Below are 25,415 nucleotides of genomic sequence, written 5' to 3' on the forward strand. Positions count from 1 at the left end.
TCTTGTGTCAATGGCTTAGCCTGCATATTTGTGACAAAACGTCAGGCGATGCAATGATACTTGAGCTACGTCAAAAAAGATACCAATCTGCCGGACACATTGTTGATCCAGATCAAACTTGACCATAGAATGTTAACACCTTGCAGCATAAGGTGAAATTTTATGCATAGTGCGACTCTCCCCAAGCTATTTGGCGCCGTTTTCAGCCTACTTTTGCTCCTGGGTTGTGACCAAGCTCAAACTCCCCGGACGACCCAAACTGGCGCAGATCTCGATTTATGTGATTTTTCCGTTACCGATTGTGTTAAAAAATTGGGTGAGCAGCAGATCTCCCTGATGCTAAACCCAAGCTTTGCCCCCAGCGAAAAGCCTATTCACTGGCAGCTTGGCTTTAATCGCCCGGTATCCAATCTCAAACTTCGTGTCGAGGGCCGGGATATGTTTATGGGGGTCATTCCTATGACGCCGTCTGCCACCGAAGGGGAAACATTCGAGGGCCAACTGATTTTTGGCTCCTGCAGCAGTGGTTATATGGTATGGCGGGTGTTTGTCAGTTGGCAGCAGGGCACAGAGCAGTACTCAACTTGGTTCGACTTTCTCGCCGACAGCCATAAGCAGAAATAGCCATAAGTTGGAATCGGACATTTTGCCTGAAAACCACTGCAAGACTAAAAATCTCGTATATCGCGGGCCGGCTCAAATGGCTCGCATCTCAATTTTCGCGATGCAGAACCATTCCCCGGTGTGCAAACAGCTTAAGGCTCGGCGTCATCGCGCCAATTGTTTTTTATTTTGATAAAGATATCTATGTTATCAATAAACAGCCTTAGAAAGTCCGGGTCAAAATGGCTGCCGCTGCAGGACTGCATCTCGCTCAGTACCTCATCGAGCGGCCAGGCCGGCTTATAGCAGCGGGCGTGTGACAGGGCATCGAACACATCGGCAATGGCAACGATTCTGGCGAAGGGATGTATCTCTTTACCCGAGAGGCCCCTGGGATAGCCACTGCCATCGTACTTCTCATGGTGTTGCAGGGCAATTGTGCCGGCGGCCTTTAAAATGGGCCGCTCTGAATTAGCCAGGATTTGATGGCCGATTATCGGGTGTTGCCGCATCACATCCCACTCAATATCGTCCAGTTTCCCCGGTTTGAGCAGCACATTGTCGGGAATGGCTATTTTCCCTATGTCGTGCATGGGCGCAGCGCGCTTGAGCAGATCGGCCTGTGTTTCCGGCAGGCCGGCAAGCAGCGCCAGTTCATGGCAATACTCGGCCATACGCTTAACATGATTGGCCGCTTCCTTGGAGCGGCTCTCCACCACATCACCGAGACGTAAAATAAGCTCCGACTGAGTATCTTCCACTTCCTGATTCAGCAGCAGGTTTTCGAACGCCACCCCGACATTGATGGCAAAAATGTCGATAAGCTGTTTATCCAGATCGGTCAACTGGCTCACCGAATCCATATAAAGCAGGTTGACCCAGTTATTTTTGGCCGGAAAGTAGCCCACAAAGCAATCATCCCGATAAAGACAACGCTGCTCTTTCAAGGCTTCTTCCATCAGCGACTGAATATGAGAAGGCAAGGGTTTCTCATGGTGGTTGGTAAACTCACCTGTGGCGGCCAATATCTGAATTTTGTTGCCGTTACCCGGCTCTGTTACCGCATCCATGGCATTGCAGCCGAGTATGGTGGTGGCGTCTTTGAGCTCAAGCAAGTTGGCCACCTGAGTCAGCAAACCATCAGCAAATTTGTGCAGGGTACGCAATTCAAACAGGCCGGAAGTGGCCTCCAAAACCCGTTCCAGCCCCTGGCGATGATTGAGCTGCATCTGCCGCGCCTGCTCAATTTCGGTAATGTCCCTGAAGGAGCGCAGGGCAGAGTAGACACTGGTTGTCAGCTTACGGGAGTCCAGCTCGGCCTTGGCTTTATAGTCATTGATGTCATAGTTAACGATCACATCCTCTTCCGGCGCCTGCCCGGGTTGGCCGGTACGCAGAATCAGCCTGATGGCTTTATTTTGTTGGTTTTCACGGATCCACCGCACCAACTCAAGCCCGGCATGATCGCTTTCCATCACCACATCAATAAAGGCGACGGCGACATCTTCTTCACCTTGCAGTAGCTCTTTGGCTTGTTCGCCGCTATAAGCGTTGATAAAGCTCAATCCGCGGCCGTCGAGTTTGAAGCGGGAGAGGGCAAGTTTAGTGACTGTATGCACATCAGGCTCATCATCCACCACCAGAACTTTCCAGGGGGGCAGGGTATCTGTCGTTGTTGAAGCTTTCTTTGAGCCAAATAGCGGGCCTTTCTTGGCCATGTCGATCAGCATCTGTTGGACTCCAATCAATTGAATAGTTTTGATTTACCTTTCAAAAGTGTAGTCCAAGCATCGAGAAGGGCTAGCAATAGCTCACAAATTTGACAACGGCCGGTATAGGGGGATTTTCAGCAGCGCCAGGATCCACTATATTGAGAATTATTCTCATTAAGTGGGTGGCAGAATGGAAACCAAAAGCAAAACAATATCGTATAAAACCGATCAGGAAGTCTGCATGGCGATACCCGTCGGCAAACTGGCTGAGTTGATCCATAAGGGCGAATTATGTGCGGCGGATTTTCGTTGTCTCGACAGCCAATCCAAAAAGCAGGTTTGGCAATTGTGCCTTTGGTGCTGTAAGCAAAGAGTTCATTGCGATCGTCAGTGCAGCCAATGTGAGACTGGGATTAGTGCCGATAAATAACATTATCGGCATCAGTCAAAAAAGAGTAAAATCTATAGTAATCATTGCTATAGAATAGGTTTTACCTTGGAAGACAATCAAGCGTTATCTGCCATGCCGCTGTTTGACAGCGCAGACTTGCTTTTGCAGGGTAACCCTGTGGTCAACAGCTATATTACCCAATTAAGCCTGGGTAAAGTGGCCGATGCAGGCCTCTTGCTTGAGCATGCAACAGACTGGCTTTACGAACAAAGAGACAGTGAAAACAACTACAAGGCGTACCGCAGCGAGTTGACGACCTTTTTTCACTGGTGTTTCGATGTCGCAGGCATATCTGCTGCCAATGTGGGCCGACGGGAAATGGGACGTTACGTGGCTTATTGCCAGGCGCCACCAACAGAGTTAGTGGGTTATTTCAACGTCCCGCAATTCAAGACGGATAAGTTCAATCAGAGTCGGGAACCCAATCCCAACTGGCGGCCGTTTATTGGTCGCAAGGCGCTCGGCAAACCCTTGCCATACAGCCTGAGCGATAATGCCTTGAAGACAAAAATAGCCATACTTTCATCATTTTATACTTATCTTATGAGCGAAGAGTATTGTGAGCGCAACCCGGCGCAGCTCTGGCTCAATCACAGTCGCTTTGCCAATAAGAGTAAGTTCAGGTTGGATCCTGCCGAAGAACAACTCAAGGTGTTCAGTGAGCTGCAATGGTCTTATCTTGTGGCTTGCGTACAGCGCCTGGCTGAAGCCGAGCCGGCACAACATCAACGCAGTCTGTTCTTGATTAACCTGATGTACGGCTGTTATCTGCGGATCTCGGAAATTGCCGCTCGTGCCGGTTATGCGCCAACCATGAGTCAATTCAAGCGCCATAATCACAGCGGCATCTGGTATTTTCATATTCCCAGGAGTAAAGGCGGCAAGGCCAGAAACGTGGCGGTATCCAAAGTGTTGCTGCAATCACTGCAAAGTTACCGGCGCCATTTGGGATTGAGTGACTATCCGCAATCCAATGAAACCACGCCGCTGTTTATACGGCATCGCGCCGCCGGCCGAGGTCGGGAAAGTGGCGTGCTCAATGCCAACCTCGGCATACGTCAACTGCGGGATGAAATTCAGTTTCTGATAAACTGCGCCGCCAATGATGCCGAGAAAGATGGCTTTATCCAGGAAGCCAATGAAATGCGACAGCTTACTGCGCACAGTATTCGCCATACAGGTATCACTCATGACATCAATCTCAATGGTCGGCCTTTATCCCATGTGCAGGCGGACGCCGGTCATGAAAGCATAGACACTACATCGCAGTATCTGCACACCAGCCAGGAAGAAAGGCACCAGAGTGCATCCGCCAAGACATTGGATAGACTGCAAGGAATTGAGAGCTAATCCAAGAAAACTATTAGTAGAGGTTTAAGGTGAATCACGGAGGAAGTTGCCTTAAACCTGGGATTACCGGTAATAACTCTCCAGATTTCAAATAGCCGCACATATAAATGCGCACAATGTATATTATGTTAAATTAATTGTACGGGTAACTTATTACACACACTACATATCCTCTATAAGCTTCTTTTAACTTATTTACGGGCTGCAAAAACTTTAGCCGTAAGTTATGTTCTGACGCTCGACATCAGCAGCCTTTTCTCGACAAAGAAATCCATTAGTGCTCTCACCTTGCCCGGCATATGCTCACGAGACGGAACGTATAAGTAAACGCCGGGAAAAGACTGACACCATTCCTGTAGAACACGTTGCAACTTGCCTTCTTGCAAATACGGACGCACGACAATTTCAAAATGCTGGATTATACCGACCCCCTGGAGTGCCGCACGCACCATGCTGTCATCATCGTTGGTGATAAAGCTCCCTTGAGGTTCCAGCGCAAATTCTTGCCCCGCGATCTCTGGTGGCGCAAACTCCCAGCTGAAAATGGTTCCACTGCTGGTTTGCCGGAAACGCAGACAGTTGTGCTTCGCCAACTCGGCAGGCGTTTCCGGTATGCCATGTTTCTCGAAATAAGCCGGTGTCGCCACCACTGCCATTTCCATTGGTGGCGTGATGGGTACCGCGGTCACGTGTTCGGCCAAGCTCTGGCCCAGCCGAATACCTGCATCGCAGCCGTCAGCGATGATGTTGGCTAGGCCATCATCCATGATTAGCTCCAGCTGCAACTTGGGATGACGCTCCAGGAATTCGCCCACGTGAGGCTCGATTAGGGTCTTGGCCGCAAAACGGGATGTGTTTACACGTAAAAGTCCTGAGGGTTCAGAGCGGGTCTCTCCTACCGTTTTTACCACATCGTCAATCGATTGCAGCGCACCTTGCAAGACTTCAAAAAGCCGCCTACCATCTTCCGTCAGCGACATGTCCCGCGTAGTGCGATACAGCAGCTTGACGTTCAATTTTTGTTCCAATGTTTTGAGGTTTTGCGATAATGCAGCCCGAGAAACCCCCATTTCAGCGGCCGCCTTGGTGAAACTGAGATGATGGGCAATATGGGTGAACCATGCCAGTGACGGCAGCAACGAAGGATCCATCGGCACTCCTATTGTAAACCAGTACTTACTACTGTGTTCCTAATTTATGTCTTTTTCAATGACAATCTTGGTTCTATAGTTTTATCTCCAACTGAGCACTCCAACCGTGAAAAATGGAAGATGACAATGAACACAGTTATGATCAAGACCCAGTACTGGGACATCGCAGCCAACATCTATTTCCCTCCTGGATTTGATGACAATAAGCAGTACCCTGCCATTATCAGCGCCCATCCTATCGGGAGCTGCAAGGAGCAGACTGCGGCAACGTTTATGGAGAAGCCCTCTCAAAAGAAGGATTTGTTGTCATTGCCTTCGACCGCAGTACGCAGGGACAGAGCGGCGGTGAGCCCCGCTATACCGAAGATCCTTCGATGGCTGTAGAGGACTTCAGCCGCGTAACTGACTATCTAGTGACTCTGCCTTTTAACGAAAGAGCGGCTCGGCCGATCCTCTCAATTTTACCGAAAGTAAGGGGTTATTGTGCCCCTTCCGTCTAGAGATATATGCTGTTTTACTTCCTTTCCGGGATCACACCTGGATTACATCCCCGGTCTCATTTCCTCAGATTTATGTGAAGTAACACATAAACTGCTCATAGGTTTGAATAGAGTTAATCATTGATATCAGTAACTTGTATTTAAGTTGGCACTAATTGTAAATGGGAATAAATATCATTTAATAGATCTAATACTTGTGCTATGTTGCGATTCTTTATCAAACCAATTCTTCGGACATCGCAACTCATGTGGTACCTCCTGTTGATCCTGACGATGACCCTGGGTTCATTGCTTATCTATTTAGGCAGTAAACATCAGGCATTGCTTGCCAACCCTTTGCCCTGGCAGGCCAAGCTGCTGGGCACTTTATTACTGCTGCTGACTCTGCTCGGCTGGGGTTTACTGTTGACGGCCTCGGCCGCGTTGTTTTTTTGGCTCATGCTGCTTTCCATGCTGCTGGGCTCCCTGCCCTTTATTTCCCTGCTCAAGGGAGACAACAGATGACAACAATTAAGAAAGATAAAATCCGCCCTGACTGGCTGGGGAAAACCCTTGCCGGCGCCTTGCTGGGCTTTGCCCTGGCAATCGCACTCAGTGGCATCTTTGCCTGGGTGGGGCCTGGTGGCATAGATGCCAAAGATAAGGTGCAATTCAATATGTGGCTGATAGCGCCACTCTGGCTTTCATTCTTCAGTTTCAGCTATTTGTTCTACAGTGCCCGCCGCGCCATTTTCTGGCTAATGGCGGCCAACGTGCTTGCATGGCTGCTGCTATGGTGGGTTAAGTAAATGCAGATCCGCAGCGATATTCTCAGAATTTATCAAACACTTCATACCTGGGTGGGCATACTCGCCGGGATTTTACTGTTTATCGGTTTTTATGCCGGCGCCCTGACCATGTTCAAGGAAGAGATTGCCGCCTGGTCATCACCGCCGCAAACCATTTTGCCACAGGTGAAACTGGAACAGATGGACAAACTACTCAGTGAAGCCAGAGCGCAACACCCTGAGTTAAGTAAGGGCTTCAGCCTTCATCTTGCCAGCGACAAGCATTCGCCTTTGAGTTGGTACGCCTCCGGCAGTGAGCGGCAATGGGGTCTGGGCGATGAGCTTTGGCATGCCAGTTTAAACAATCAAGGTGAGCTCATCTCCCATAAGGAACCCAAGAGCCAACTGGCACGCTTGATAGATGAGCTGCACCGCACCGGAGGTATTCCCGGTGATATGGGACACGAGCAGCTCGGTGCTTATTTTATGGGGGTTGCCGGCATTCTCTATTTTATGGCGTTGGTTTCCGGGGTGATCTTCCTGCTGCCAACACTGGTGAAAACGCTGTTTGCCTTAAGGCGCAAGAAAGGCCCCAATCGTTTTTGGCTCGACAGCCACAACCTGCTTGGCATCACCGCCCTGCCATTTCATATCATTATCAGTTTGACCGTGGTGGTGTTTGTCTTTCACGATCAATTGTACGGCGCCTTGGGGCAGTTTGTTTATGGCGATAAGCCGATGTTCAACCGCGAAGCGCCCAAGGGCGAAGTGCGCTCACTGAGCACCCTGCCCCCGGTAACTGAACTGGTTGCTCGGGCCGAAAGCTTCGCGCCCGGTTATCAGGCACTCAGTTTGACCTATATGGGCATGGATACTCCGGCTCCCATGGTCCGGATGGCCATGTATAACGAAGAAGCGTTGATGCGCGGCCCGATAGGAGACTTCCTTTATATGAACCCCTACACCCTTGAGGTGGGCAACAGCACCTTTACTCCGGGGGAAGAAGGCGTTTGGGGCAGGATGGTTTCGGTATTCTTTGGACTTCACTTTGGCTCCTACGGCGGCTATCCCGGTCGCTGGCTCTATTTTTTCCTCGGAATGAGTGGTGCCATGCTGTTTTACAGCGGTAATCTGCTATGGCTGGAAAAGCGCCGCAGCAAACAGCGCAAGGGGGAGCCCATTCCAGAGCAACCGAGAAGAGTCAGGATCCTTGGAGCCGCTACTGTAGGAATTTGCTTGGGTTCAATGTTAGGCGTTGCGCTGGCCATGTTGCTGGGTAAATGGGGATATGCTCATGTAGAAAATATCAATCATCTCTATCTGTGGAGCTACTACGCCAGTTTCCTTATTGCCCTGGCTTATGCTTTCTGGCGTGGTGCTGCCAGAGCCGCGGTAACACTGCAAGCGCTATCGGCGCTAGTCTGTCTGGCAATGCCGCTGACATCCATCCTGGCGTTGCTGGCACCCGGTCTTGGAATTTGGGCACCGGAGACCCCAGGCACCTGGGCGGTGGATCTCACCGCATTCGCTTTTGCCGCCATCTTTGCTTTTGGCGCGCTCAAAACCTTTAAACGAGCGACCCAGGGGCCGGCTGACAGTATCTGGGCCATACCGCAAAAACAGCCTATTGCTGCGCTGCAAACCAGCGTTCAGTCTTAAGCTGTTAGTTTGAATCATTCCACAAAGCCCCGTTCGCGGGGCTTTGCTTTGCAAGTCATGCCATCGAGCTCACAAGTTGCACAACAGAATCGCCATTGCCCGGCGCCATTATTGCTTAATCTGCCAACGGCTTTTATAGTAGCCGCTGATTTTTATGGAAGAAAACCAAGGAGCTGGAATGTCCACCAATACGTTGTCTCTCCATCAGATCTGGTGGCTTACACTCACCTCGCCACAGATCAGTTTCCAAACCCAGGCCAGAGGTTATCTTAACCCTACTTCCCTGCATGCCGGGCTCGAAGAACCCAATACACTGGAAGAAGACTGGGGTATTACCGATAGATTATCCCTTCATCAGCAGATTGCCAGTCTGGTTAACGACGGCACCCATGGTCATTATCTGGTCAGTGATTATAGTCAATATGCCTGTGGTACCAGCTTGAACTGGCGATATCTTATTGATTTCGAACAATCCCCGCGTAGGCAGGCCGAAATGCGCTATGTCGCCGCGACTTATTCCATCCTCGGCTTCGGCGGCACCCGTGCCTATGATTTCGGGCGCGCCTCTTATCTCACCCGGGAAGGATTGCGCTTGGGTTGGGTCAGCCAGGAAGAGTTCGATTTTCTCCACAGCTTTATCGCAGCCAAGAGCCGCTATTTTTACCGCTCTTGGGAGCAATATACCCAAGCTTGGTTTGCCGGGCGTGCGATATGGATGTTTTTAATCAATGAGCCGGACACAGAAGAGGCCGCAGAGGCATTACTCAATGGCTGGATAGCCAGACGACAACGGATAGACTATCGCCGTGCTATCAGTGACAAGGATAACCCCATTCATCAATGCGACTGGGACATGGAATTGCCGCAACTTAGCGCCCCGCAAAGCCTGCTCGATCTTCTCAACCAAACACAGGATTAGTCGCCATGGATATCTGGCAAATACTCGGTATCACCGCCACCCAAGATGAAACAGCCATCAAGCAGGCTTACCGCACCCAGCTCCGCGACTGTCACCCGGAGGATAACCCGGAAGGCTTCAGAGCACTGCGCAGCGCCTACGAGCAAGCCCTGGCTGCGGCCCGCCCGGCAACCCAGGCCAAACCGCTGGAGCTGAACACGTCCTCGCCCACAGCGGCCAAAGCACAACCATTGCCGCAACAAGAGTCTAAGCCGCGATACCGGGCCCAGCCGCCGGAAACCCAGCAAACAGCTGCCAAAGCCCAGGTTGAAACCCCGGAGAGTCTGTTCCAGCAGCTGATGAGCATGTTGGGCAATGAGCGCCTGCGCTTTGACAATGAACACTGGTATCAGTGGGCCGAGCGTGTCGGCCAAAGCTCTCTTTCCTGCCAAGCCCAGCTGTCGCAGTGGGTTCAGGCGGAGATACTCAATTGGCGCTGGCTGCCAGGACAAATTATCAGTCATTTGTGGCATGCACTGGAGTGGAGCTCACTTGAGCGGGGCGATAAGGCGCAGCAACAAAGAGCGGCTTTTTTCGATTGGTGGATTTCGCGGCCGAGCCCTGCGCCGCTGGACTGGTTGGCGACGCAGGATAATGCGACTCAAATCGCCATCCAAAGCTATTACCAACCATTGCAAAATGCACTGCTTGACTGTGATTTCCCACAGATCCGCATGTTGTTCTTTAGCGGTCATGTCTGCGGCGTGCTGCACCCTGCGCTTGCGATTGTCCAACTCAGGGTTATCAGGGCGTTAAACCTGAATTGGCCCGTGGAACAGTTGCTTGAGTTATGTGACTTTGTGTTGCAGCAAGGCGAACTCTGGGGCGAAGATTTGGTGCTGCTGGCCGAGATCAGCCGCCGCTGCGGTAAGGAATCCTTAGCACTCAAACTCGCCGATGAGCTCAAGCAAGCCGAGCTGCCTCAGCTATTGGCCGAACATCTGGAAAAATGGTATCTGCCGAGCACGCCGCGTTTGGCACTTTGGTTTAAGGCATTGGCCTGTCAGCAAGGCGGGAACTGGCGAATATCGGCCGCCTTTGAAGAGTGCTGGTTTGATGAACCCCAAGAGGCGGATTTCATCGAGCAACTGCTGTACAAGACGGTATTCAACGAAGGCGCTATGCCCCACACCATATTGCCGCTGAAGTCCTTGCCCGGTTATGAAGGCGCGTTGGCGAGATTGTTCTGGGCATGTCAGCTGGGCAGTTGGCAACAGATTGAACAGTTCGCTCAATTGCCGGCTTGCGATCGCGTGGAAGCCGGTTGGCATTATCTCGGCGAGTTACTTTGCGGCATTGCGACAGAGATCCTCGCCAATAGACCCAAGCATGCCGTGTTTGAAGCACTGGCGGCAGGTTATGGCCAGCCCAACTGGTTTACTATGCCTGCGCCCGATGTCCAGGCCTTCAGCCAACCCACGCCCGAGGAGTGGCTGCAAGTTGGCCAGCGCCATCCCCTGCTGCCGGATAGCTGGCAGCGGGCCTTGTGTCAAAGAGCCGAAGCCGAAGAATGGCTGTCACAGCTGACGGAAGATCCCAGCCTGTTTGGCATGCTGATCTGGCAACGTGAGGGGGTACGTCAGCCATTGCTGTCGGCATTTGAGCATTCATCGGACGCTGAAAACGGCGAGCAAGCCGCCAAGGAGCAAAGTTCCCAAGCGGATATCGCCCTGGAGTGGGCAGAGTTCTACTATTCATTGCCATGGAGCAAAATCAGCCATCGCTTGGCGATGCGTCAGGCACTTTCACTGACGCAGTTGCCGCAGCCAATCAAGGACACTCCCTTTGCCTTGGCTTGGCAGATGTGTGCGGATCCGCAAAGCATCTCGCCGCTGATTGCCGAAGCCGTCATGCGTTGGCCCAAGCAGTTTGTGTTTTGCATAGAGCTGCGCAACCAGGTTGAGCGCTTGGCGCAATCAAGCTTAAGCGATGAAGAGCTCTGGCAACAGATTGATGCCGAGCAACTGACGGCACTGGGTGCCTTGATCAATCGCAGGGTTGAAACCACTGACGATATACACAATACCCTGATACTCTGGGCGGCACTGAGATATCACCCCAACGCCACTAATAGCTGGCGCTATGTCACCACGCCACAACTGGAGAAGCTTCAGGGGCAGCTGAAAGAGCAAAATATCAATTTCGAAGAGTATTACTACGACGACAATACCCTGGCCTATGGTCTGCTGAATGATGATTGGGAACGGGGCATTCATCCGGAAGCCATTGATGCCTGTGCGGCGAAAAAAGAAGCCAAAGACTATGTCTATCCGGCCTGTTACTGCATAGCCTTGCTGGCCAATGACATCTCACGTGCAGGGTTTAATGGCACCTTGGTAGAGGACTTTCACAAGTCGCAACCCAAGCTTGCCGGTGACAGGCAAAACACCGCCAAGCTATTGTGCCAACTGCTGGAAGATAAGCTCAACCAGGTCATCAGTGACGACCGAGAGAAAGCGCCGCAACGCTTTAATCTGCACAGCGGCAAGCGCCTTTTTGTCTGGGCACTACTGGTGGCACTGCACGGTTTTTTCGTATTCCCCATCTATCCCGACAGCGCAGCCTCACTGCTCGACCCTATGTCCATAGTGCAGCAACTCGAGGCTCATAAAGGAAAACTCTTGGTGTTTCTGGCCTTTAACCTGTTTATGGTATTCAGGATCTGCAGTACCCGCCAGACATCGAAAGGCGCCCGCAACTATGGGGTGTGGAGCACCTTTGCCATAGTGTTGGCCTTGGTGGGTAACAGCTTCTGGTGGGCGCTGCCGCTGCTTCTCGGCCACCTGCTGGCTGCCGCAGGCACACAAGCCGCATCTTCAATGCGTCACGGCTGGCCGAAGAGTTTTAAAGAACCCAGAAGAATTCCCCTGGAGGAAATTGTTTATTGATCCCAGTGCGCCAGTGCATTTTGAATCGCCTGGCGCACATCACGAATATAGTTTTCATCCTGGGAGGCCAGAGCCTGTTCAAAACTCAGCAACCAGTGTTCTATCTGACGCCGCTCGCCTCCCAGGCATTCCTCATACATGCGATGTAACTTTTCCGTCAGGTTGAGGTTGGGTAGTTGCTCGCGGGGATGCACTTTCAATCTGGCAAGCCTTTGCCTGCTGGCTTGTCTATCGTCTTCCGATACCCCGGTCGGGCTGCGATCTATCACTTTCTGGTGTATCTCTCCTGTGCTGGTGATGGTGACATCCACTTCAAGCATACCGTTGATATCGTAGCTGAATCTGACATCCACCGATTGCAACCCTTTCCCGGTTGGAATATCGATATCGAGATCGTCAATGTGCAGATTATTGGCAACCCAAAGGCTCTCTCCCTGATAGATGGCGATACACACCTGGCTCTGCTCTTCATGACCGGCGTAATAGCGTTGCTCCAGCGATACCGGCACCACAGTGTTGCGTTCTATGATGGGGCTAAACACCCCGGACTGGCCATTGCTCTCTACCCGGATCCCCAGACTGAAGGGACAAACATCGGTGAGGATCAGCTCCTCTACCGCTTCATCGCGCAAACGACAGGCGGCCTGAATGGCTGCGCCCATGGCCACCACCCGGTCAGGATCCAGCTCCTGGCGGCCAAAGCGGCCCAGTAACCTGGTAGCGACCTGCTTTACATGATGCTGACGGCTAGCACCACCCACCAGAATGAGTTCATCTATCTCTTCAGGCTGTAATCTGGCATCGGCAAGTGCCTGGCTCAGCGGTTTTCGCAGCCGGTTCAGTGTCTGTTGCCAAATCTTTTCCAGCTCATGGCCGTCGAACTCGAGGTTGATATCCTGCTCGCCACTCAAACAGACCCGGGTTCCCTGGCCATTACTGTGACGCTTGGCATTTTCACAGGCGTAATAGAGCTGACTGAGGTACTTGAGAGATTGGCTTTCACGCTCCAGTTGCAGCTTTTGCAACACGCCATCGAGCAGATCCTGAGTGAAGTCTTCACCACCCAGACGGTTATCACCGGCCGAAGCGCGAACTTCTATGATGCCATCCTGGAACTCGACAATGGTGACATCGAAGGTACCACCACCTATATCAAACACCAGGAAACGTCGGCTATGGGACTCGTGTAAGCTGTAAGCCATGGCGGCGGCTGTGGGTTCATTGATAAGGCGTACCGCTTCCAGCTCGGCCAGCTCCGCAGCCGTATGCACTTGTTTGCGCTGCTGATCATTGAAGTAAGCCGGTACAGAAATCACCACTTGCTTAATGGCGTGCCCAAGATAGGCTTCGGCATCGGCCTTGAGGGTACTGAGTATGATGGTGCAAAGCTCAGTGGTGCTGAACTCCTGACCTCCGAGGCGATAGCGTTTCTCACTGCCCAAAAAACGTTTGAATATGGCGGCAGTATTGCGTGGATGAGTCATTAAACGTTCGGCGGCCGGACGACCAACCAATAGGTGCATATCCTCATCGATACTGACGACCGACGGGGTTAAATCCTCTCCCAAGGCATTGGGGATCATCTGCACCTTACCGTCGCGCCAAAGCGCAATGGCGCTGTTGGTGGTGCCCAAATCTATGCCGATTGCGGGTACTTCAGGCTTATCCATCACCTAACTCCTTCCTTTTCCTGCTTATCCATCTTCGCCGGGGGAATTTCCAGCGCCCACACTATGCCTAAAGTTCGACAAAGCAACAAGTTAAATGCTGAAAAACCAACAAAGTCGAAGGATTATTTATCCACCTGTCCCAAATGCAGACAACCAGGGTAATACCAATAGAGTTCTTTGGGGGAAACCAAGATATAAGGCTGATAACTGCGATAATTCTAACGGTCTTCTGAATACGACCAACTTGAATAGATATGGAGAGCAGACATGAAAAGGCCAGCCAGTTTACAAAAAGCTGTTCTCTTTGAATATGGCAAAGGAGCAGGGATTTGAACCCTGCATAATGGCGCTATAAACCCGGCAATCCGCTAACCGATACCAGGCTAATGGCAATCATCAAAAATGAGATACGAAAAAGCCCGCCTGCTTTCACAAGCGGGCTTCTCAGAATATGGCAAAGGAGCATGGATTTGAACCCTGCATGACGGCGCTATAAACCCGCCATTCTCTAACCGCCTATACCTGGCTAATCGCTATCATCAAAACTGAGATACGAAAAAGCCCGCCTATTCTCATAAGCGGGCTTCCCTGAATATGGCGGAGGAGCAGGGATTTGAACCCTGGATGGGCTATAAACCCATGCCGGTTTTCAAGACCGGTGCATTCAACCACTCTGCCACCCCTCCGAACGCTGCAAATACTATAGCGAGGATATGAGACTGTAAAGCAGAAAATGTCACGGCCTTATCTATTTGCTCAATCTGCACTCAGTCTTTGGGCGTTTCTTCTGCATGCAGCGCCAAACGCGCGGGATCCGGCTTGGTAAAACCTGCCCCCACCTGCGACCAGCCGGCAAACTGACGCAGTTTATAGCCAGCAAATACCAGCGCACTACAACCCAGGATCCCCCAGGCAATAGCAGTTTCCCCGGCCGTGGCCCACACAGCAACCAGGCTTGATGCTCCGAATGCCAAGGTGATCTGTAAAAAGTTTTGCAGCCCGGCCGCTTTGGAGGCGCACTGACTGAAATGTTGCAGCGCACTGTTAACCACTATCGGATAAATGGCACCATTGGCCGCGGCCAGCACAGAAAATGCAATAAGCAATGGATAGATGGTTTGCGCCTTGAATACCAAAGTCGCCAAGGCAATCGCCAACACACACAAACCAAACAGGGCCAGCAACAGTTTAAGCGTCATCTCGCTGCCTACCCTGCGGATAAGCAACTTACTGGCATAGCCACCGACAATAAACATGATGGTTTGCGGAATAAAGCTTAAACCTATGGCGTCTGCTTCATAACCGTGCTGTTCCATCACTATCGGCCAGAGTGTCAGATAGGCAAAGAAAGCGCCTGAGCAAGCACCATAGATGAGCACATTGCCCAAATAACCTGTGTTGTTGAAAAAGGTCTTGTAGGCCACTTTTTCTTCAGCTTTGGAAGCGCCTTCATTTGCCGGCTTCACCAACACCATAGTCAGCGCCATCAATGCCGTTGCCGTCGCCGCCAAAATGAAAAATATCGCTTCCCAGCCCAGATGCCCAAGCACCTTGGCGCCGAGAATAGGCGCCAAGGCCGGTGACAAGGCCACCAAGGGCATGATGTTGGAGAAGATGCGCTGTGAATCTTTGGCATCATACTGTTCTACCACCAAAGCCTGCCAAATGACGGCAGCACTGCAGACACCAATCGCCTGGAAGAAACGGGCACAGTTGAGCATGATGATATTGTCACTGAAACCTATACTGACTGTCGCCAGGGCAAACAGCGCCAAGCCACCTAGCAGTGAATTGCGTTTCCCGAAACGCTGCACTAGAGGGCCGTAAAGCAGTTGCCCCAAGGCCAATCCGGCCAGGAAAGAGGTCAAGGACATGGCCACCTGAGATGAGCTGGCGCCAAGCGAGCCTTCAATTGCTTTGAATGCTGGGAGATACATGTCGGTCGCGATGAAAGCCAACATGCTAAGGAGCGCGAGATAGCATAAAAACATGAAATATTTAAGAGTCATATACAACCTGATTACAACTTAAGACAAAAGTAATATGAATGCCGGAGCAGTCTAAAGCCTTGCTCAATCGAGGTGAAACGTTTATTTTTGACCTATGCTTTCAAATAATCTCACAGCAAGGAATCGCCATGCTTTCTGAACAATCGTTGCAACTTATCGATATTGTTTCTCACCTTGGCAGTTTCACCGCCGCAGCCAACAAGTTGCACAAGGTGCCATCCGCCGTGAGTTATGCCATTAAGCAGATTGAAGAAGAACTGGGAGTCGTGCTGTTTGAGCGTCATCACCGCAGCGTCAGTTTGACGCCCGCCGGGGCTCACTTTGTCAAGGAAGCCAGGATTATGCTCAAGCAACTGGACGACCTGAAACGGGAAACCCAGCGGGTAGCCAATGGTTGGCAGCCGACGTTATCCATCGCTTTGGACAATATCGTCAGGGCAGACAGGATCAGTGTGCTGATTGCCGACTTCTATCGTCACTTCACCGATGTGGAGCTGATCATCCGTATTGAGGTGTTCAACGGTGTCTGGGAGGCCTTGTCTACCGGTCGCAGCGATGTTGCCATTGGCGCCACCACTGCCATCCCGGTCGGCGGCGCCTACCATCACAGAGACATGGGCGATATCGAGTGGGCATTTCTGGTGAGCAAGTCCCACCCTTTGGCCGCTATCGACCGGCCTCTGGAAGATGAAGAGCTCAGGCCCTTCCCTTCTATTTGCCTGGACGATACTTCAAGAGAGATCCCCAAGCGCCACACCTGGTTACTGGACAATCAGCGCCGCTTGGTGGTGCCGGATTGGATCCGCGCCATCAACTGCTTCCGTGAAGGCTTGGGGATAGGTTATATGCCGGTACACCTGGCCAGCCCCTTTATTCGCGCCGGTGCCCTGGTGGAAAAACAGCTGGCCACTCCTCTGGCTGCAAGCTCCTGCTGCCTGGCGTGGAATGCCAACAAGATGTCGCCGGCGCTCAAATGGGTACTGGATTATCTGGGCGATACCGAAAAACTGCACAGAGAGTGGCTCGCCTGACTTTAATTCATAAAAGATTCAGTGTTTAATGGCACAATCTATAACAGGAAACCTGCAGCGGAACCATATACGGTTTAAACTGCTCTAACATGGAAACTAGCCGGGCCGCCAACCCGGGCTATGTCAGTCAACCTTCGGAGAAGCAAATGACTCAGCAAACCCTTTATTCGAGCCAAACTTCCACTATGGAAGTGAACAAAATGCTCAGAAACACCTACATGCTGCTGGCAATGACCATAGGGTTTTCAGCCGTATGTGCCGCCATCGCCATGGCGATGGGTATCGGCCCCATGATGTCACTGGGACTTTCCATCGGTGGCTTGGTGTTGCTGTTCGTCACCTTGAGAAAAGCGGAATCTGCCGCCGGGATCTTTTGGGTATTTGCCTTTACCGGTATTGAAGGCGCGTCTCTGGGTTATATCCTCAATCATTACGCCGGTATGAGTAACGGCCCTGAGCTGATTATTCAGGCCTTTGGTCTGACATCAGCCATCTTCGTCGCCCTGTCGGCCTATGCCGTGACCACCAAGAAAGATTTTTCCTTTATGCGCGGCTTCTTGATTGCCGGTCTGGTGGTCGTCATTGCCGCTGCGGTGATCAATATCTTTGTCGGTAACGGCGCGGTATTTATGGCGGTAAACGCGGGTATCGCCCTGCTGATGACAGGTTTTATCCTGTTTGATACCAGCCGTATCGTCAATGGTGGTGAGACCAACTATATTCGCGCCACCATTGCCTTGTACCTGGATTTTCTCAACCTGTTTATCAGCCTGCTGCACCTGATGGGTGCCGGTGGTGATGACTGATCCCCTCGGGACGGAAAATAGGTTAAAATGGCCCTAATTCAGGGTCATTTTTTTTGGTATGAGCAAACTTATTATTATGGTGAATGGCAGTATCTACGGCCCGGCGGCTGGCTTCCATGCACTCAAGTATACCCGGGCTGCCCTGCAAGCAGGCCATGAGGTTCACTGCGTATTCTTTTATCAGGATGGGGTGAGCCAGTCCAATGCGCTATGCGCGCCGGCGTCCGACGAATTGGACTTAACTGCCGCCTGGCAGCAGCTGGCAAAGGAGTGGCAGCTTAATCTGGTGAATTGCGTCTCTGCCGCCCTGCGCCGCGGTGTGCTTTCAGCACAGGATGCCAAGGATAACGCCAAAGCGAGTGCCAATCTCGCCGCTGGATTTACCATGGGGGGGCTTGGCGAGTTGGTCACCGGGCTTGAAAAGAGTGATCGTCTGGTGAGTTTTTAATGAAGAAATTAGCCATTATTTTTCGCCGAGCACCGCATGGGTCGGCTTCCGGCCGCGAAGGCCTGGATCTGGCGCTGCTGAGCGCCAGTTTCGAGCAAGAGGTGAGCCTGATATTTACCGATGAAGGCGTGCTTACGCTGCTGAAGCAGCAGCAACCTGAGCTTATCGGTTGCAAGGACTATATCGCCACCTTGGGTGCGCTGCCCCTCTATGACATAGAGACTGTACTGGTCTGCAAACAATCGTTGCAGGAGCTGGGACTTGGCCGCACCGAACTGGTTATTCCTGCCACCATTTGTGATAACGAGCAGATCCGCCAGGCCCTGCTGGATGCCGATGAGGTCATGGTTTTCTGATGATATTACACCAAATACAAACATCGGCGGCGCGCGACACTGCGCTGTCCTGCGCACTGAGATATGCCGGCAAGACAGACGTGTTTCTGCTGGCAGGCGATGCAGTAAGCGCCCTGCTGAAACGTCAATGGGCCATGGCACTGTCCCCCTTTAAAGTGGTGCTGGTGGCCGATGACGTCAAAGCCCGCGGGCTCGAGGACTTTCTTGGTAATTATGAACAGTTGGATTATCCGGCGCTGGTAGCGCTGATATTGGCTCATACAAAGGTTATTTCGTGGTAGATTTCATTCAATTCAATGACAAGCAGATAGCGACCGATCCTCAAGGGTACTTGAAGCAGGTTTCCGATTGGACGCCCGAGCTGGCGCCTGTCATCGCCGCAGGCGAAGAGATAGAGCTGACCGATGCCCACTGGGAAGTGGTTAACTTTGTGCGTAACTTTTATCTTGAATATAAGACCAGCCCGGCTATTCGGGTATTGGTCAAGGCTATCGGCCAGGCACTGGGGCCGGAGAAAGGTAACTCCAAGTACCTCTACACCCTGTTCCCGATGGGGCCAGCCAAGCAGGCAACCAAGATTGCCGGGCTGCCCAAGCCGGCCAAGTGTATTTAAAGCGACTCGATTCTGCACACAAAAAAGCCCCGGTTCTCGGGGCTTTTTACTATTTGAATAACTATTTTAAATTCTCATATACCAGCATGGCTGCCTTGCCGAGCGTGGCTAAAAACAGGGCAGAAAAAACTGCGATGACGGCCACGTAGGCAAGCCAGCGCAGGTAGCGCTGACCTTTATCCATATGACCTCACCCATCAACCTATTTTTTCAATGCCACCCATATAGCTGCGCAGGGCTTCAGGTACTGTGACACTACCATCGGCATTTTGGTAGTTTTCCAAAATGGCTACCAGAGTACGACCAACCGCCAGTCCTGAACCATTCAGAGTGTGGATAAGCTTGGGCTTGTTGTCGTCTTTGGCGCGATAACGGGCCTGCATGCGCCGCGCCTGGAAGTCACGCACGTTGGAGCAGGAAGAGATCTCACGGTAGGTATTTTGAGCCGGAACCCAGACTTCAACGTCGTAGGTCTTGGCGGCACCAAAGCCCATATCACCGGTACACAGGACGATAGTTCTGTGCGGCAGCCCCAGCTTCTTCAGTACATTTTCAGCGTGACTGACCAACTCTTCCAATGCAGCTTCCGAATCTTCCGGCTTCACCAACTGCACCATTTCGACCTTGTCAAACTGGTGTTGGCGTATAAGGCCGCGGGTATCTTTACCGTAAGAGCCGGCTTCACTGCGGAAGCATGGTGTGTGAGCGGTCAACTTGATTGGCAGCTCGGCTTCATCCAGTATGGTATCGCGGGCCAGGTTGGTCAGCGGCACTTCTGCGGTTGGTATCAGGCTAAGCCCCTGACCTTCCTCTGTGGCCGGTTTGGTGTGAAACAGATCTTCACCAAACTTGGGCAGTTGGCCTGTGCCCTTGAGGCTGGCTTCGTTGACCAGTAAAGGCACATAGCATTCCGTGTAGCCGTGCTCCTGGGTATGCAAATCCAGCATGAACTGCGCCAGAGCGCGGTGCATACGGGCAATTTGGCCCTGCATAAAGATAAAGCGTGAACCCGTTACCTTTACGGCACTCTTGAAATCCAGTCCTTTGAGCTGTTCACCGAGATCCACATGATCTCTTACCGGAAAGTCAAACTCTCTTGGCGTGCCCCAGCGGCGGATTTCCACGTTGTCGTTTTCGTCTGCGCCCACGGGAGCAGATTCATCCGGCAAGTTGGGAATGCTCATGGCAATAGCGTCCAGCTCTTGAAGCAGTGCACTCAGCTCTTGTTTTTTGCTGTCCAACTGGCTGCCGAGATCACCTACCTGCGCCATGATAGGGGCAACGTCCTCACCGCGGGACTTGGCTTGACCTATGGACTTGGAGATGGCATTGCGACTGGCCTGCAGCTCTTCGGTTTCCACCTGCAGCGACTTGCGCTTTTCTTCCAGCTTGGTCAGCCTGTCTACATCGAGGATAAAACCGCGGGTCGCCAAACGCTCCGCAGTTGTTGCGAGTTCATTACGCAGATATTTTGGATCTAACATGTCTACTTGTCTTATCAGTTATACACGTGAAAAAATCAGCTGTTGTCCCAGGTAAACCATGGCCAGGCACAGTCCCAGGTTCAACGCCACATTCAGAAATGCCTTTAGCAACTCACCTCCCTGTATCAGCAGTAAGGTTTCATTTGAGAAAGTTGAGAAGGTTGTCAGTGCACCAAGAAATCCGACACCGACCAGCGCCTTGATCTCAGGGCTGATATGACTGAGTTGCCCCAGTGCATATATCATCCCCATCAGAAATGAGCCAAGTACATTAACAGCCAGTGTACCAAAAGGAAAACCACTGCCAAATAGCTGGAGCACAAATATCGATATCAGGTAGCGCAAAACTGCGCCGGTTGCACCACCAAGGGCAACAACGGTCAGATTAATCATACCTTTTGTTCTCACTTTGACTGTCGAGTTGGCAAAGCTGCGCCAACTTATCGCGGATCCGTTTCTCAAACCCCCGCTCGGTCGGATAATAAAAACGACTCTCGGCCAAGGCTTCGGGGAAATAACATTCGCCGGCGGCGTAGGCATTGGCCTCATCGTGGGCATAACGATAGCCCTCACCGGCGCCGATGGATTTCATCAGCTCGGTCGGCGCATTTCTCAAGTGCATGGGTACAGGCTGCTGGCCGGTTTCCCGGGCCAGTTGCCTGGCCGCCTTAAAGGCTGTGTACACCGCATTGCTCTTGGGCGCCGAGGCCAGATAAACAATCGCCTGCGCTATGGCGCGCTCGCCCTCTGCCGGACCGACCCGGTGAAAACAGTCCCAGGCGTTGAGGGCGACTGTCATCGCGGTAGGGTCGGCATTCCCCACATCTTCAGAGGCTATCGCCAGCAGGCGTCTTGCGACATACAGAGGATCGCAGCCCCCTTCCAGCATGCGACAAAACCAATAGAGCGCCGCATCCGGCGCCGAGCCGCGAATCGATTTGTGCACGGCTGAGATCAGGTCGTAGTACTGATCGCCATTCTTATCGAACCCCGCCAACTGCTCACCGGCCACCTGCACCAGCATGGCTTCGGTAAAACTACCGCCATCCGGCAGCATGTCACTCATCAGCTCTACCAGGTTGAGAACCTTGCGGGCATCGCCATCGGCGAGAGTCGCCAACTTGGCCATCAGCTCAGGTGGCATCTGCAACCGGCGTTTGCCTAGGCCACGCTCTTCATCAGCAAGCGCCTGGGTCACTATGGTAGCAATCTCGGCTTCATCGAGACGCTTAATCAGATATACCCGCACTCTGGAGAGCAAAGCGTTATTGATTTCAAACGAAGGGTTTTCTGTGGTGGCGCCGATAAAAATTACTGTGCCATCTTCAATAAAAGGCAGAAAGGCATCCTGCTGGCTCTTGTTGAATCTGTGTACCTCATCGACAAACAGCAAGGTGCGCTGGCCGCGCGATTGCGCCACGTTTTTGGCGTGTTCTATCGCCGAGCGGATCTCTTTCACCCCGGATGTGACCGCAGATATTCGCTCCACATGGGCGTTGGCATAATGAGCAACCAGCTCTGCCAGCGTAGTCTTGCCGGTACCCGGCGGCCCCCAGAACATCATGGAATGGGCCTTGCCGGCCTCCAATGCCAGTCTCAGCGGTTGCCCAGGTCCCAACAGATGCTGCTGACCGACATATTGCTCCAGCGTCGCCGGACGCATTCTTGCAGCCAGGGGCCGAAAGTCGGGGGCAAAATCAAAGCTCAGGCTGGACAAGGTTAACCTTCCTGCCCCGGGCGCTGATCGTCAATGGAAACGCCTTCGGGAACCTCAAATTGGAACAATCTCTTGTCGCTATCTGTCAGCGGCTGTTGCTCGCTCAGGTTGAACTGACTGAAATTACCCTGAGTGTCTTTCAGTGCCAGTCGGGTCAAAGTGTCATCGTTGAAACAGACGCTGACCTGTTGTACTCCGGCCTCTTCTGTTTTGGGTGCTATCTGGAAACACTCTTTATCCAGAGTGATGTTATAGCGAGCCCAACTGGCCTCGTCGCGGCGCACCAAAAGCGTCATGGGCGAAGCGGCAATGGCATTTTCCAGCGCCAGTACGCTCACTTCCTCGGCGAACGGGTTATAAATCCAAACGTCTTTGCCATCTGCGACAATCACAGATTCATCCGGCTGCTGCAGATGCCAGTAAAACTGATTCGGCTGCGCCAAGGCGAGCTCGCCACTGCCTTGCTGAATAAGCTTGCCATTGATATCTGTGACTTGCTGTTGGAAGTCGGCTTTCAAGCCGGCGATGGCATCCAGCTTTTCTCTGAGCACACCGGCATCATCGGCCATTACAGGTAGGCTGACGGCCAGAGCAAGAAACATAATGCTTTTATTCATCTATACCTCAAATCTGTCTTATCTTGGCGGTGGTGGAGCCAATACTTCGCGGTTACCATTATGCCCCTGGGCACTAACAACCCCTTGAAGCTCCATCTGCTCTATGATGCGGGCGGCGCGGTTATAGCCTATCTTGAACTTGCGCTGCACACTGGAGATAGAGCCGCGGCGGGTTTCGGTAACAAAAGCAACGGCTTCATCGTAGAGCGCATCCAGCTCATCATCGCCGCCTTCAGGTGCTTCACCGGGCAGTAACACCTGCTCGCCGTCGCTGGCACCCTGCAGTATTTCATCAATATACTGAGGCTTACCGCGGGCATGCCAATCGGCAACCACGGCATGCACTTCGTGATCGTCCACAAAGGCGCCGTGAACTCGGTTAGGCACGCCGGTACCCGGGGGCAGATAGAGCATATCACCCATCCCCAGCAAGGTTTCGGCGCCCTGCTGATCCAAAATGGTGCGCGAGTCGATACGGGAAGAAACCTGGAAAGCGATTCGAGTAGGGATGTTGGCCTTGATAAGGCCTGTTATCACATCCACAGACGGGCGCTGGGTTGCCAGAATAAGGTGAATACCGGCGGCGCGGGCTTTCTGGGCGATACGGGCAATCAGCTCTTCCACCTTCTTGCCGACTATCATCATCATGTCGGCAAATTCGTCCACTACAACGACGATCGAGGGCAACTTGTCGAGCTCAGGTGCCGTATCTTCCATGCTTTCATTGGACTTCCACATAGGATCGTAAATCGGCTCGCCGGCAGCCTTGGCCTCGGCGATTTTGGCATTGAAGCCCTTGAGGTTACGTACCCCGAGCGCCGACATCAGTTTGTAACGCCGCTCCATCTCACCGACACACCAGCGTAGCGCATTGGCGGCCTCTTTCATATCCGTGACCACTTCACACAAGAGGTGCGGAATACCTTCATAGACAGAAAGCTCCAGCATCTTGGGATCTATCATAATAAAGCGCACATCTTCAGGGCCGGACTTATACAGCAGACTGGTGATCATCACGTTGACCCCAACCGACTTACCCGAGCCTGTAGTACCTGCCACCAAAAGGTGCGGCATCTTGGCCAAATCCACCACGACCGGATCGCCTGCAATGTCTTGTCCCAGCACCATAGTGAGATTGGATTTACTGTCCTTGAACGCCTGGCAGTCGAGCACATCACGCATAAATACGGTTTCGCGGAACTTGTTGGGCAGTTCCAGCCCCACATAGGCCTTACCCGGAATAACCTCAACCACCCGCACGCTTTCTGCCAGCAGCGAACGCGCCAAATCTTTGGATAGGTTAGAGATTTTTGAAGCCTTGACCCCAGGGGCCAAGTCCAGCTCAAAGCGGGTAATCACAGGACCTGGATAGACACCAACCACTTGCGCGGTAATGTTGAAGTCTGCAAGTTTGCTTTCCACCAAACGCGCTACCTGATCCAGCTCTTCTTCACTGATAGGGTTCTTCTTGCGGTTGGGCACATCCAGCAGTGAGATACTCGGCAAAGGATCCATGGGTTGCTTACTCTCCTTTGCAGCACCCTCTTCACCGGGCAAAATGATAATGCCGTTTTCGACTCTGGCCTTCTGGGTCTGCAATTGCCGCTCTTTATGGCTGATGGCACCGGTTGAGACCCGCTTATCAAAGTCGATAGTCTCGCTTCCTTCTGCTTCATCTTGCCAAGGTGGCGTGTCTTCGGCATTGTCCGGAGAAATGCCCGCAGCCTTGGCAGTTGCACTTCCAGCAACACCTGCAGAAAGCACCGGCTCTACCCTGCCCTGACGCTTAGGCTCTATGTCGGCTTTGTCATCGGCAATCGCCGCTTCACTCTCTTGAACTTGCTTATCCTTTTTACGGAAACGACTCAGCAGCCCGGATTTCTTAACGGGGGCTTCAATAACCTCTTCATCGTCATCCTCCTCGAGCACTTCTTCCGGTTCAACTTCATCGCGCTCGCGACGGAACTTGTCCACTACAGACATAAAACCGCGGGTATCTTCGGTTTCTTTCGGGCCTGACAGACGTGCAGGCAACTGCTTGAGCTTGCGAAAACACCAGATAGTTGCCAAGCCGGTGAGCTCGACTATGGTAAGCCAGCTTATTCCCGTCAGCAGGGTAAAACCCGCGCCGACAAAGCAAAGCAGCAGCAGTGTGGTACCCAACTGGTTGAAGTAAGGCAGCATAGCCTGAGCTATTACATCCCCGGCCACACCACCGGCCGAAAATTCATAGATATCGCCGGCATTCATACTGGCCAAGGCTGCCAGACTCAGCACCATCAACAGAAAGCCAATCAGGCGCAAGCCGACCGAAAAGTAATCCACTTCCAGCAGTCTGTGGGCACGCCTGAAGATCAACCAACCGGTTCCGGCAATGATGATCGGAATAAGATAGGCGGTATAGCCAAAGAAATAGAACAGGACATCGGCCAGCCAGGCACCTACGGCACCGGTGACATTTTCGATCTCCCCTTGATAGTTAGACTGACTCCAGCCCGGATCACCGGGATGAAAGCTGCCAAGCGCCAACAATATATAGATGGCGACCATGCAGCACAGAATAAGCCCCCCTTCCAGCAGACGTTGTAGGCCGCTGAGGGTTCTGACGCTATTTCCCTGAGACAA

At 52.3% G+C, this 25,415-nt stretch carries 24 protein-coding genes and 1 tRNA gene; 14 read left to right on the top strand and 11 right to left on the bottom strand.

What is annotated here, in order from left to right; all coding sequences use genetic code 11:
* The first annotated feature begins 336 nt into the window (after positions 1–336).
* Positions 337–624 carry a hypothetical protein gene (locus HCX89_RS10565; RefSeq protein ID WP_139190774.1) on the top strand — a complete coding sequence of 96 codons (288 nt, stop codon included), beginning with the start codon at positions 337–339 and terminating at the stop codon, positions 622–624.
* Between the two features lie 131 nt (positions 625–755).
* Here HCX89_RS10565 and HCX89_RS10570 read toward each other — a convergent pair whose 3' ends face one another.
* A complete protein-coding gene (locus tag HCX89_RS10570) occupies positions 756–2,333 on the bottom strand; it encodes a DUF3369 domain-containing protein (protein ID WP_028779892.1) in 1,578 nt (525 codons plus the stop codon).
* Positions 2,334–2,838: 505 nt separating this feature from the next.
* Between HCX89_RS10570 and HCX89_RS10575 the strand changes: the two genes are divergently transcribed.
* Positions 2,839–4,116 carry a site-specific integrase gene (locus tag HCX89_RS10575; protein WP_167716034.1) on the top strand — a complete coding sequence of 426 codons (1,278 nt, stop codon included), beginning with the start codon at positions 2,839–2,841 and terminating at the stop codon, positions 4,114–4,116.
* Between the two features lie 224 nt (positions 4,117–4,340).
* Here HCX89_RS10575 and HCX89_RS10580 read toward each other — a convergent pair whose 3' ends face one another.
* Positions 4,341–5,267 (bottom strand): LysR family transcriptional regulator, encoded by a 927-nt coding sequence (locus HCX89_RS10580; protein WP_174840080.1) that lies wholly within the window; start codon positions 5,265–5,267, stop codon positions 4,341–4,343.
* A gap of 126 nt (positions 5,268–5,393) precedes the next feature.
* Here HCX89_RS10580 and HCX89_RS10585 point away from each other — a divergent pair, with 126 nt between their 5' ends.
* The 6 genes from HCX89_RS10585 to HCX89_RS10610 all read left to right on the top strand — a co-directional run bounded on the left by HCX89_RS10585 (position 5,394) and on the right by HCX89_RS10610 (position 12,039).
* A complete protein-coding gene (locus tag HCX89_RS10585; protein ID WP_217351529.1) occupies positions 5,394–5,651 on the top strand; it encodes an alpha/beta hydrolase in 258 nt (85 codons plus the stop codon).
* A 362-nt stretch (positions 5,652–6,013) separates the two neighbouring features.
* Positions 6,014–6,271 (top strand): hypothetical protein, encoded by a 258-nt coding sequence (locus HCX89_RS10590; protein WP_144133596.1) that lies wholly within the window; start codon positions 6,014–6,016, stop codon positions 6,269–6,271.
* Positions 6,268–6,555 carry a hypothetical protein gene (locus HCX89_RS10595; RefSeq protein WP_167716005.1) on the top strand — a complete coding sequence of 96 codons (288 nt, stop codon included), beginning with the start codon at positions 6,268–6,270 and terminating at the stop codon, positions 6,553–6,555. Before HCX89_RS10590 ends, HCX89_RS10595 begins: the two co-directional genes overlap by 4 nt.
* Positions 6,556–8,193 carry a PepSY domain-containing protein gene (locus tag HCX89_RS10600; RefSeq protein ID WP_167716007.1) on the top strand — a complete coding sequence of 546 codons (1,638 nt, stop codon included), beginning with the start codon at positions 6,556–6,558 and terminating at the stop codon, positions 8,191–8,193.
* A 178-nt stretch (positions 8,194–8,371) separates the two neighbouring features.
* On the top strand, positions 8,372–9,112 hold the full coding sequence (locus tag HCX89_RS10605; RefSeq protein ID WP_107110401.1) for a DUF1266 domain-containing protein: 741 nt from the start codon (positions 8,372–8,374) through the stop codon (positions 9,110–9,112).
* Between the two features lie 5 nt (positions 9,113–9,117).
* Complete coding sequence (locus HCX89_RS10610) at positions 9,118–12,039, top strand: J domain-containing protein (RefSeq protein ID WP_167716009.1); 2,922 nt, start codon at positions 9,118–9,120, stop codon at positions 12,037–12,039.
* On the opposite strand, the gene HCX89_RS10615 is transcribed toward HCX89_RS10610, so the two are convergent.
* The 3 genes from HCX89_RS10615 to punC form a co-directional block, all read right to left on the bottom strand.
* Positions 12,033–13,709 (bottom strand): Hsp70 family protein, encoded by a 1,677-nt coding sequence (locus HCX89_RS10615; protein WP_167716012.1) that lies wholly within the window; start codon positions 13,707–13,709, stop codon positions 12,033–12,035. The genes HCX89_RS10610 and HCX89_RS10615 overlap by 7 nt on opposite strands.
* 595 nt (positions 13,710–14,304) lie before the next feature.
* A tRNA-Ser gene (locus HCX89_RS10620) sits at positions 14,305–14,395 on the bottom strand.
* Between the two features lie 81 nt (positions 14,396–14,476).
* The gene (punC, locus tag HCX89_RS10625; RefSeq protein WP_302476691.1) at positions 14,477–15,718 is read right to left on the bottom strand and encodes a purine nucleoside transporter PunC; all 1,242 of its coding nucleotides are present in this window, start codon (positions 15,716–15,718) and stop codon (positions 14,477–14,479) included.
* A 128-nt stretch (positions 15,719–15,846) separates the two neighbouring features.
* On the opposite strand from punC, the gene punR reads away from it, so the two are divergent.
* The 6 genes from punR to HCX89_RS10655 all read left to right on the top strand — a co-directional run bounded on the left by punR (position 15,847) and on the right by HCX89_RS10655 (position 18,972).
* Complete coding sequence (gene punR, locus HCX89_RS10630) at positions 15,847–16,749, top strand: DNA-binding transcriptional activator PunR (protein WP_028779875.1); 903 nt, start codon at positions 15,847–15,849, stop codon at positions 16,747–16,749.
* Positions 16,750–16,895: 146 nt separating this feature from the next.
* Positions 16,896–17,555 (top strand): Bax inhibitor-1/YccA family protein, encoded by a 660-nt coding sequence (locus HCX89_RS10635; RefSeq protein WP_167716013.1) that lies wholly within the window; start codon positions 16,896–16,898, stop codon positions 17,553–17,555.
* A 58-nt stretch (positions 17,556–17,613) separates the two neighbouring features.
* On the top strand, positions 17,614–18,003 hold the full coding sequence (tusD, locus tag HCX89_RS10640; protein WP_107352121.1) for a sulfurtransferase complex subunit TusD: 390 nt from the start codon (positions 17,614–17,616) through the stop codon (positions 18,001–18,003).
* Positions 18,003–18,359, top strand: a complete 357-nt coding sequence (gene tusC / locus HCX89_RS10645) for a sulfurtransferase complex subunit TusC (RefSeq protein WP_025009740.1) — start codon at positions 18,003–18,005, stop codon at positions 18,357–18,359. The genes tusD and tusC overlap by 1 nt, the downstream gene beginning before the upstream one ends.
* On the top strand, positions 18,359–18,640 hold the full coding sequence (gene tusB, locus HCX89_RS10650; protein ID WP_167716015.1) for a sulfurtransferase complex subunit TusB: 282 nt from the start codon (positions 18,359–18,361) through the stop codon (positions 18,638–18,640). The genes tusC and tusB overlap by 1 nt, the downstream gene beginning before the upstream one ends.
* Positions 18,634–18,972 (top strand): TusE/DsrC/DsvC family sulfur relay protein, encoded by a 339-nt coding sequence (locus HCX89_RS10655; protein ID WP_025009738.1) that lies wholly within the window; start codon positions 18,634–18,636, stop codon positions 18,970–18,972. Before tusB ends, HCX89_RS10655 begins: the two co-directional genes overlap by 7 nt.
* A 61-nt stretch (positions 18,973–19,033) precedes the next feature.
* On the opposite strand, the gene HCX89_RS22990 is transcribed toward HCX89_RS10655, so the two are convergent.
* Genes HCX89_RS22990 through HCX89_RS10680 form a run of 6 tightly spaced genes read right to left on the bottom strand, consistent with a single transcriptional unit; the run spans position 19,034 to position 25,415 of the window.
* A complete protein-coding gene (locus HCX89_RS22990) occupies positions 19,034–19,156 on the bottom strand; it encodes a hypothetical protein (RefSeq protein WP_025009737.1) in 123 nt (40 codons plus the stop codon).
* Positions 19,157–19,169: 13 nt separating this feature from the next.
* Positions 19,170–20,456 carry a serine--tRNA ligase gene (gene serS, locus HCX89_RS10660; protein WP_101058793.1) on the bottom strand — a complete coding sequence of 429 codons (1,287 nt, stop codon included), beginning with the start codon at positions 20,454–20,456 and terminating at the stop codon, positions 19,170–19,172.
* A gap of 18 nt (positions 20,457–20,474) precedes the next feature.
* Positions 20,475–20,849, bottom strand: a complete 375-nt coding sequence (gene crcB / locus HCX89_RS10665) for a fluoride efflux transporter CrcB (protein ID WP_167716017.1) — start codon at positions 20,847–20,849, stop codon at positions 20,475–20,477.
* Entirely contained in the window at positions 20,842–22,173 is a 1,332-nt protein-coding gene (locus HCX89_RS10670) for a replication-associated recombination protein A (RefSeq protein ID WP_101056514.1), read from the bottom strand. Before HCX89_RS10670 ends, crcB begins: the two co-directional genes overlap by 8 nt.
* A gap of 2 nt (positions 22,174–22,175) precedes the next feature.
* Positions 22,176–22,790, bottom strand: coding sequence for an outer membrane lipoprotein chaperone LolA (gene lolA, locus HCX89_RS10675; RefSeq protein ID WP_071238143.1), 615 nt, complete (start codon positions 22,788–22,790; stop codon positions 22,176–22,178).
* Between the two features lie 18 nt (positions 22,791–22,808).
* Positions 22,809–25,415, bottom strand: coding sequence for a DNA translocase FtsK (locus tag HCX89_RS10680; RefSeq protein WP_167716019.1), 2,607 nt, complete (start codon positions 25,413–25,415; stop codon positions 22,809–22,811).

Origin of the sequence: Shewanella sp. Iso12, assembly GCF_012030025.1 — a bacterium.
Classification (GTDB): Bacteria; Pseudomonadota; Gammaproteobacteria; order Enterobacterales; family Shewanellaceae; genus Shewanella; species Shewanella algae.

Coding starts and splice junctions, on each gene's coding strand:
- HCX89_RS10580 (WP_174840080.1), bottom strand. CDS start 5,267: ATGGATCCTTCGTTGCTGCCGTCACTGGCATGGTTCACCCATATTGCC.
- HCX89_RS10615 (WP_167716012.1), bottom strand. CDS start 13,709: ATGGATAAGCCTGAAGTACCCGCAATCGGCATAGATTTGGGCACCACC.
- punC (WP_302476691.1), bottom strand. CDS start 15,718: ATGACTCTTAAATATTTCATGTTTTTATGCTATCTCGCGCTCCTTAGC.
- tusD (WP_107352121.1), top strand. CDS start 17,614: ATGAGCAAACTTATTATTATGGTGAATGGCAGTATCTACGGCCCGGCG.
- lolA (WP_071238143.1), bottom strand. CDS start 22,790: ATGAATAAAAGCATTATGTTTCTTGCTCTGGCCGTCAGCCTACCTGTA.
- HCX89_RS22990 (WP_025009737.1), bottom strand. CDS start 19,156: ATGGATAAAGGTCAGCGCTACCTGCGCTGGCTTGCCTACGTGGCCGTC.
- HCX89_RS10595 (WP_167716005.1), top strand. CDS start 6,268: ATGACAACAATTAAGAAAGATAAAATCCGCCCTGACTGGCTGGGGAAA.
- HCX89_RS10635 (WP_167716013.1), top strand. CDS start 16,896: ATGACTCAGCAAACCCTTTATTCGAGCCAAACTTCCACTATGGAAGTG.
- crcB (WP_167716017.1), bottom strand. CDS start 20,849: ATGATTAATCTGACCGTTGTTGCCCTTGGTGGTGCAACCGGCGCAGTT.
- HCX89_RS10575 (WP_167716034.1), top strand. CDS start 2,839: ATGCCGCTGTTTGACAGCGCAGACTTGCTTTTGCAGGGTAACCCTGTG.
- tusB (WP_167716015.1), top strand. CDS start 18,359: ATGATATTACACCAAATACAAACATCGGCGGCGCGCGACACTGCGCTG.
- HCX89_RS10605 (WP_107110401.1), top strand. CDS start 8,372: ATGTCCACCAATACGTTGTCTCTCCATCAGATCTGGTGGCTTACACTC.
- punR (WP_028779875.1), top strand. CDS start 15,847: ATGCTTTCTGAACAATCGTTGCAACTTATCGATATTGTTTCTCACCTT.
- tusC (WP_025009740.1), top strand. CDS start 18,003: ATGAAGAAATTAGCCATTATTTTTCGCCGAGCACCGCATGGGTCGGCT.
- HCX89_RS10570 (WP_028779892.1), bottom strand. CDS start 2,333: ATGCTGATCGACATGGCCAAGAAAGGCCCGCTATTTGGCTCAAAGAAA.
- HCX89_RS10600 (WP_167716007.1), top strand. CDS start 6,556: ATGCAGATCCGCAGCGATATTCTCAGAATTTATCAAACACTTCATACC.
- HCX89_RS10610 (WP_167716009.1), top strand. CDS start 9,118: ATGGATATCTGGCAAATACTCGGTATCACCGCCACCCAAGATGAAACA.
- serS (WP_101058793.1), bottom strand. CDS start 20,456: ATGTTAGATCCAAAATATCTGCGTAATGAACTCGCAACAACTGCGGAG.
- HCX89_RS10565 (WP_139190774.1), top strand. CDS start 337: ATGCTAAACCCAAGCTTTGCCCCCAGCGAAAAGCCTATTCACTGGCAG.
- HCX89_RS10585 (WP_217351529.1), top strand. CDS start 5,394: ATGAACACAGTTATGATCAAGACCCAGTACTGGGACATCGCAGCCAAC.
- HCX89_RS10590 (WP_144133596.1), top strand. CDS start 6,014: ATGTGGTACCTCCTGTTGATCCTGACGATGACCCTGGGTTCATTGCTT.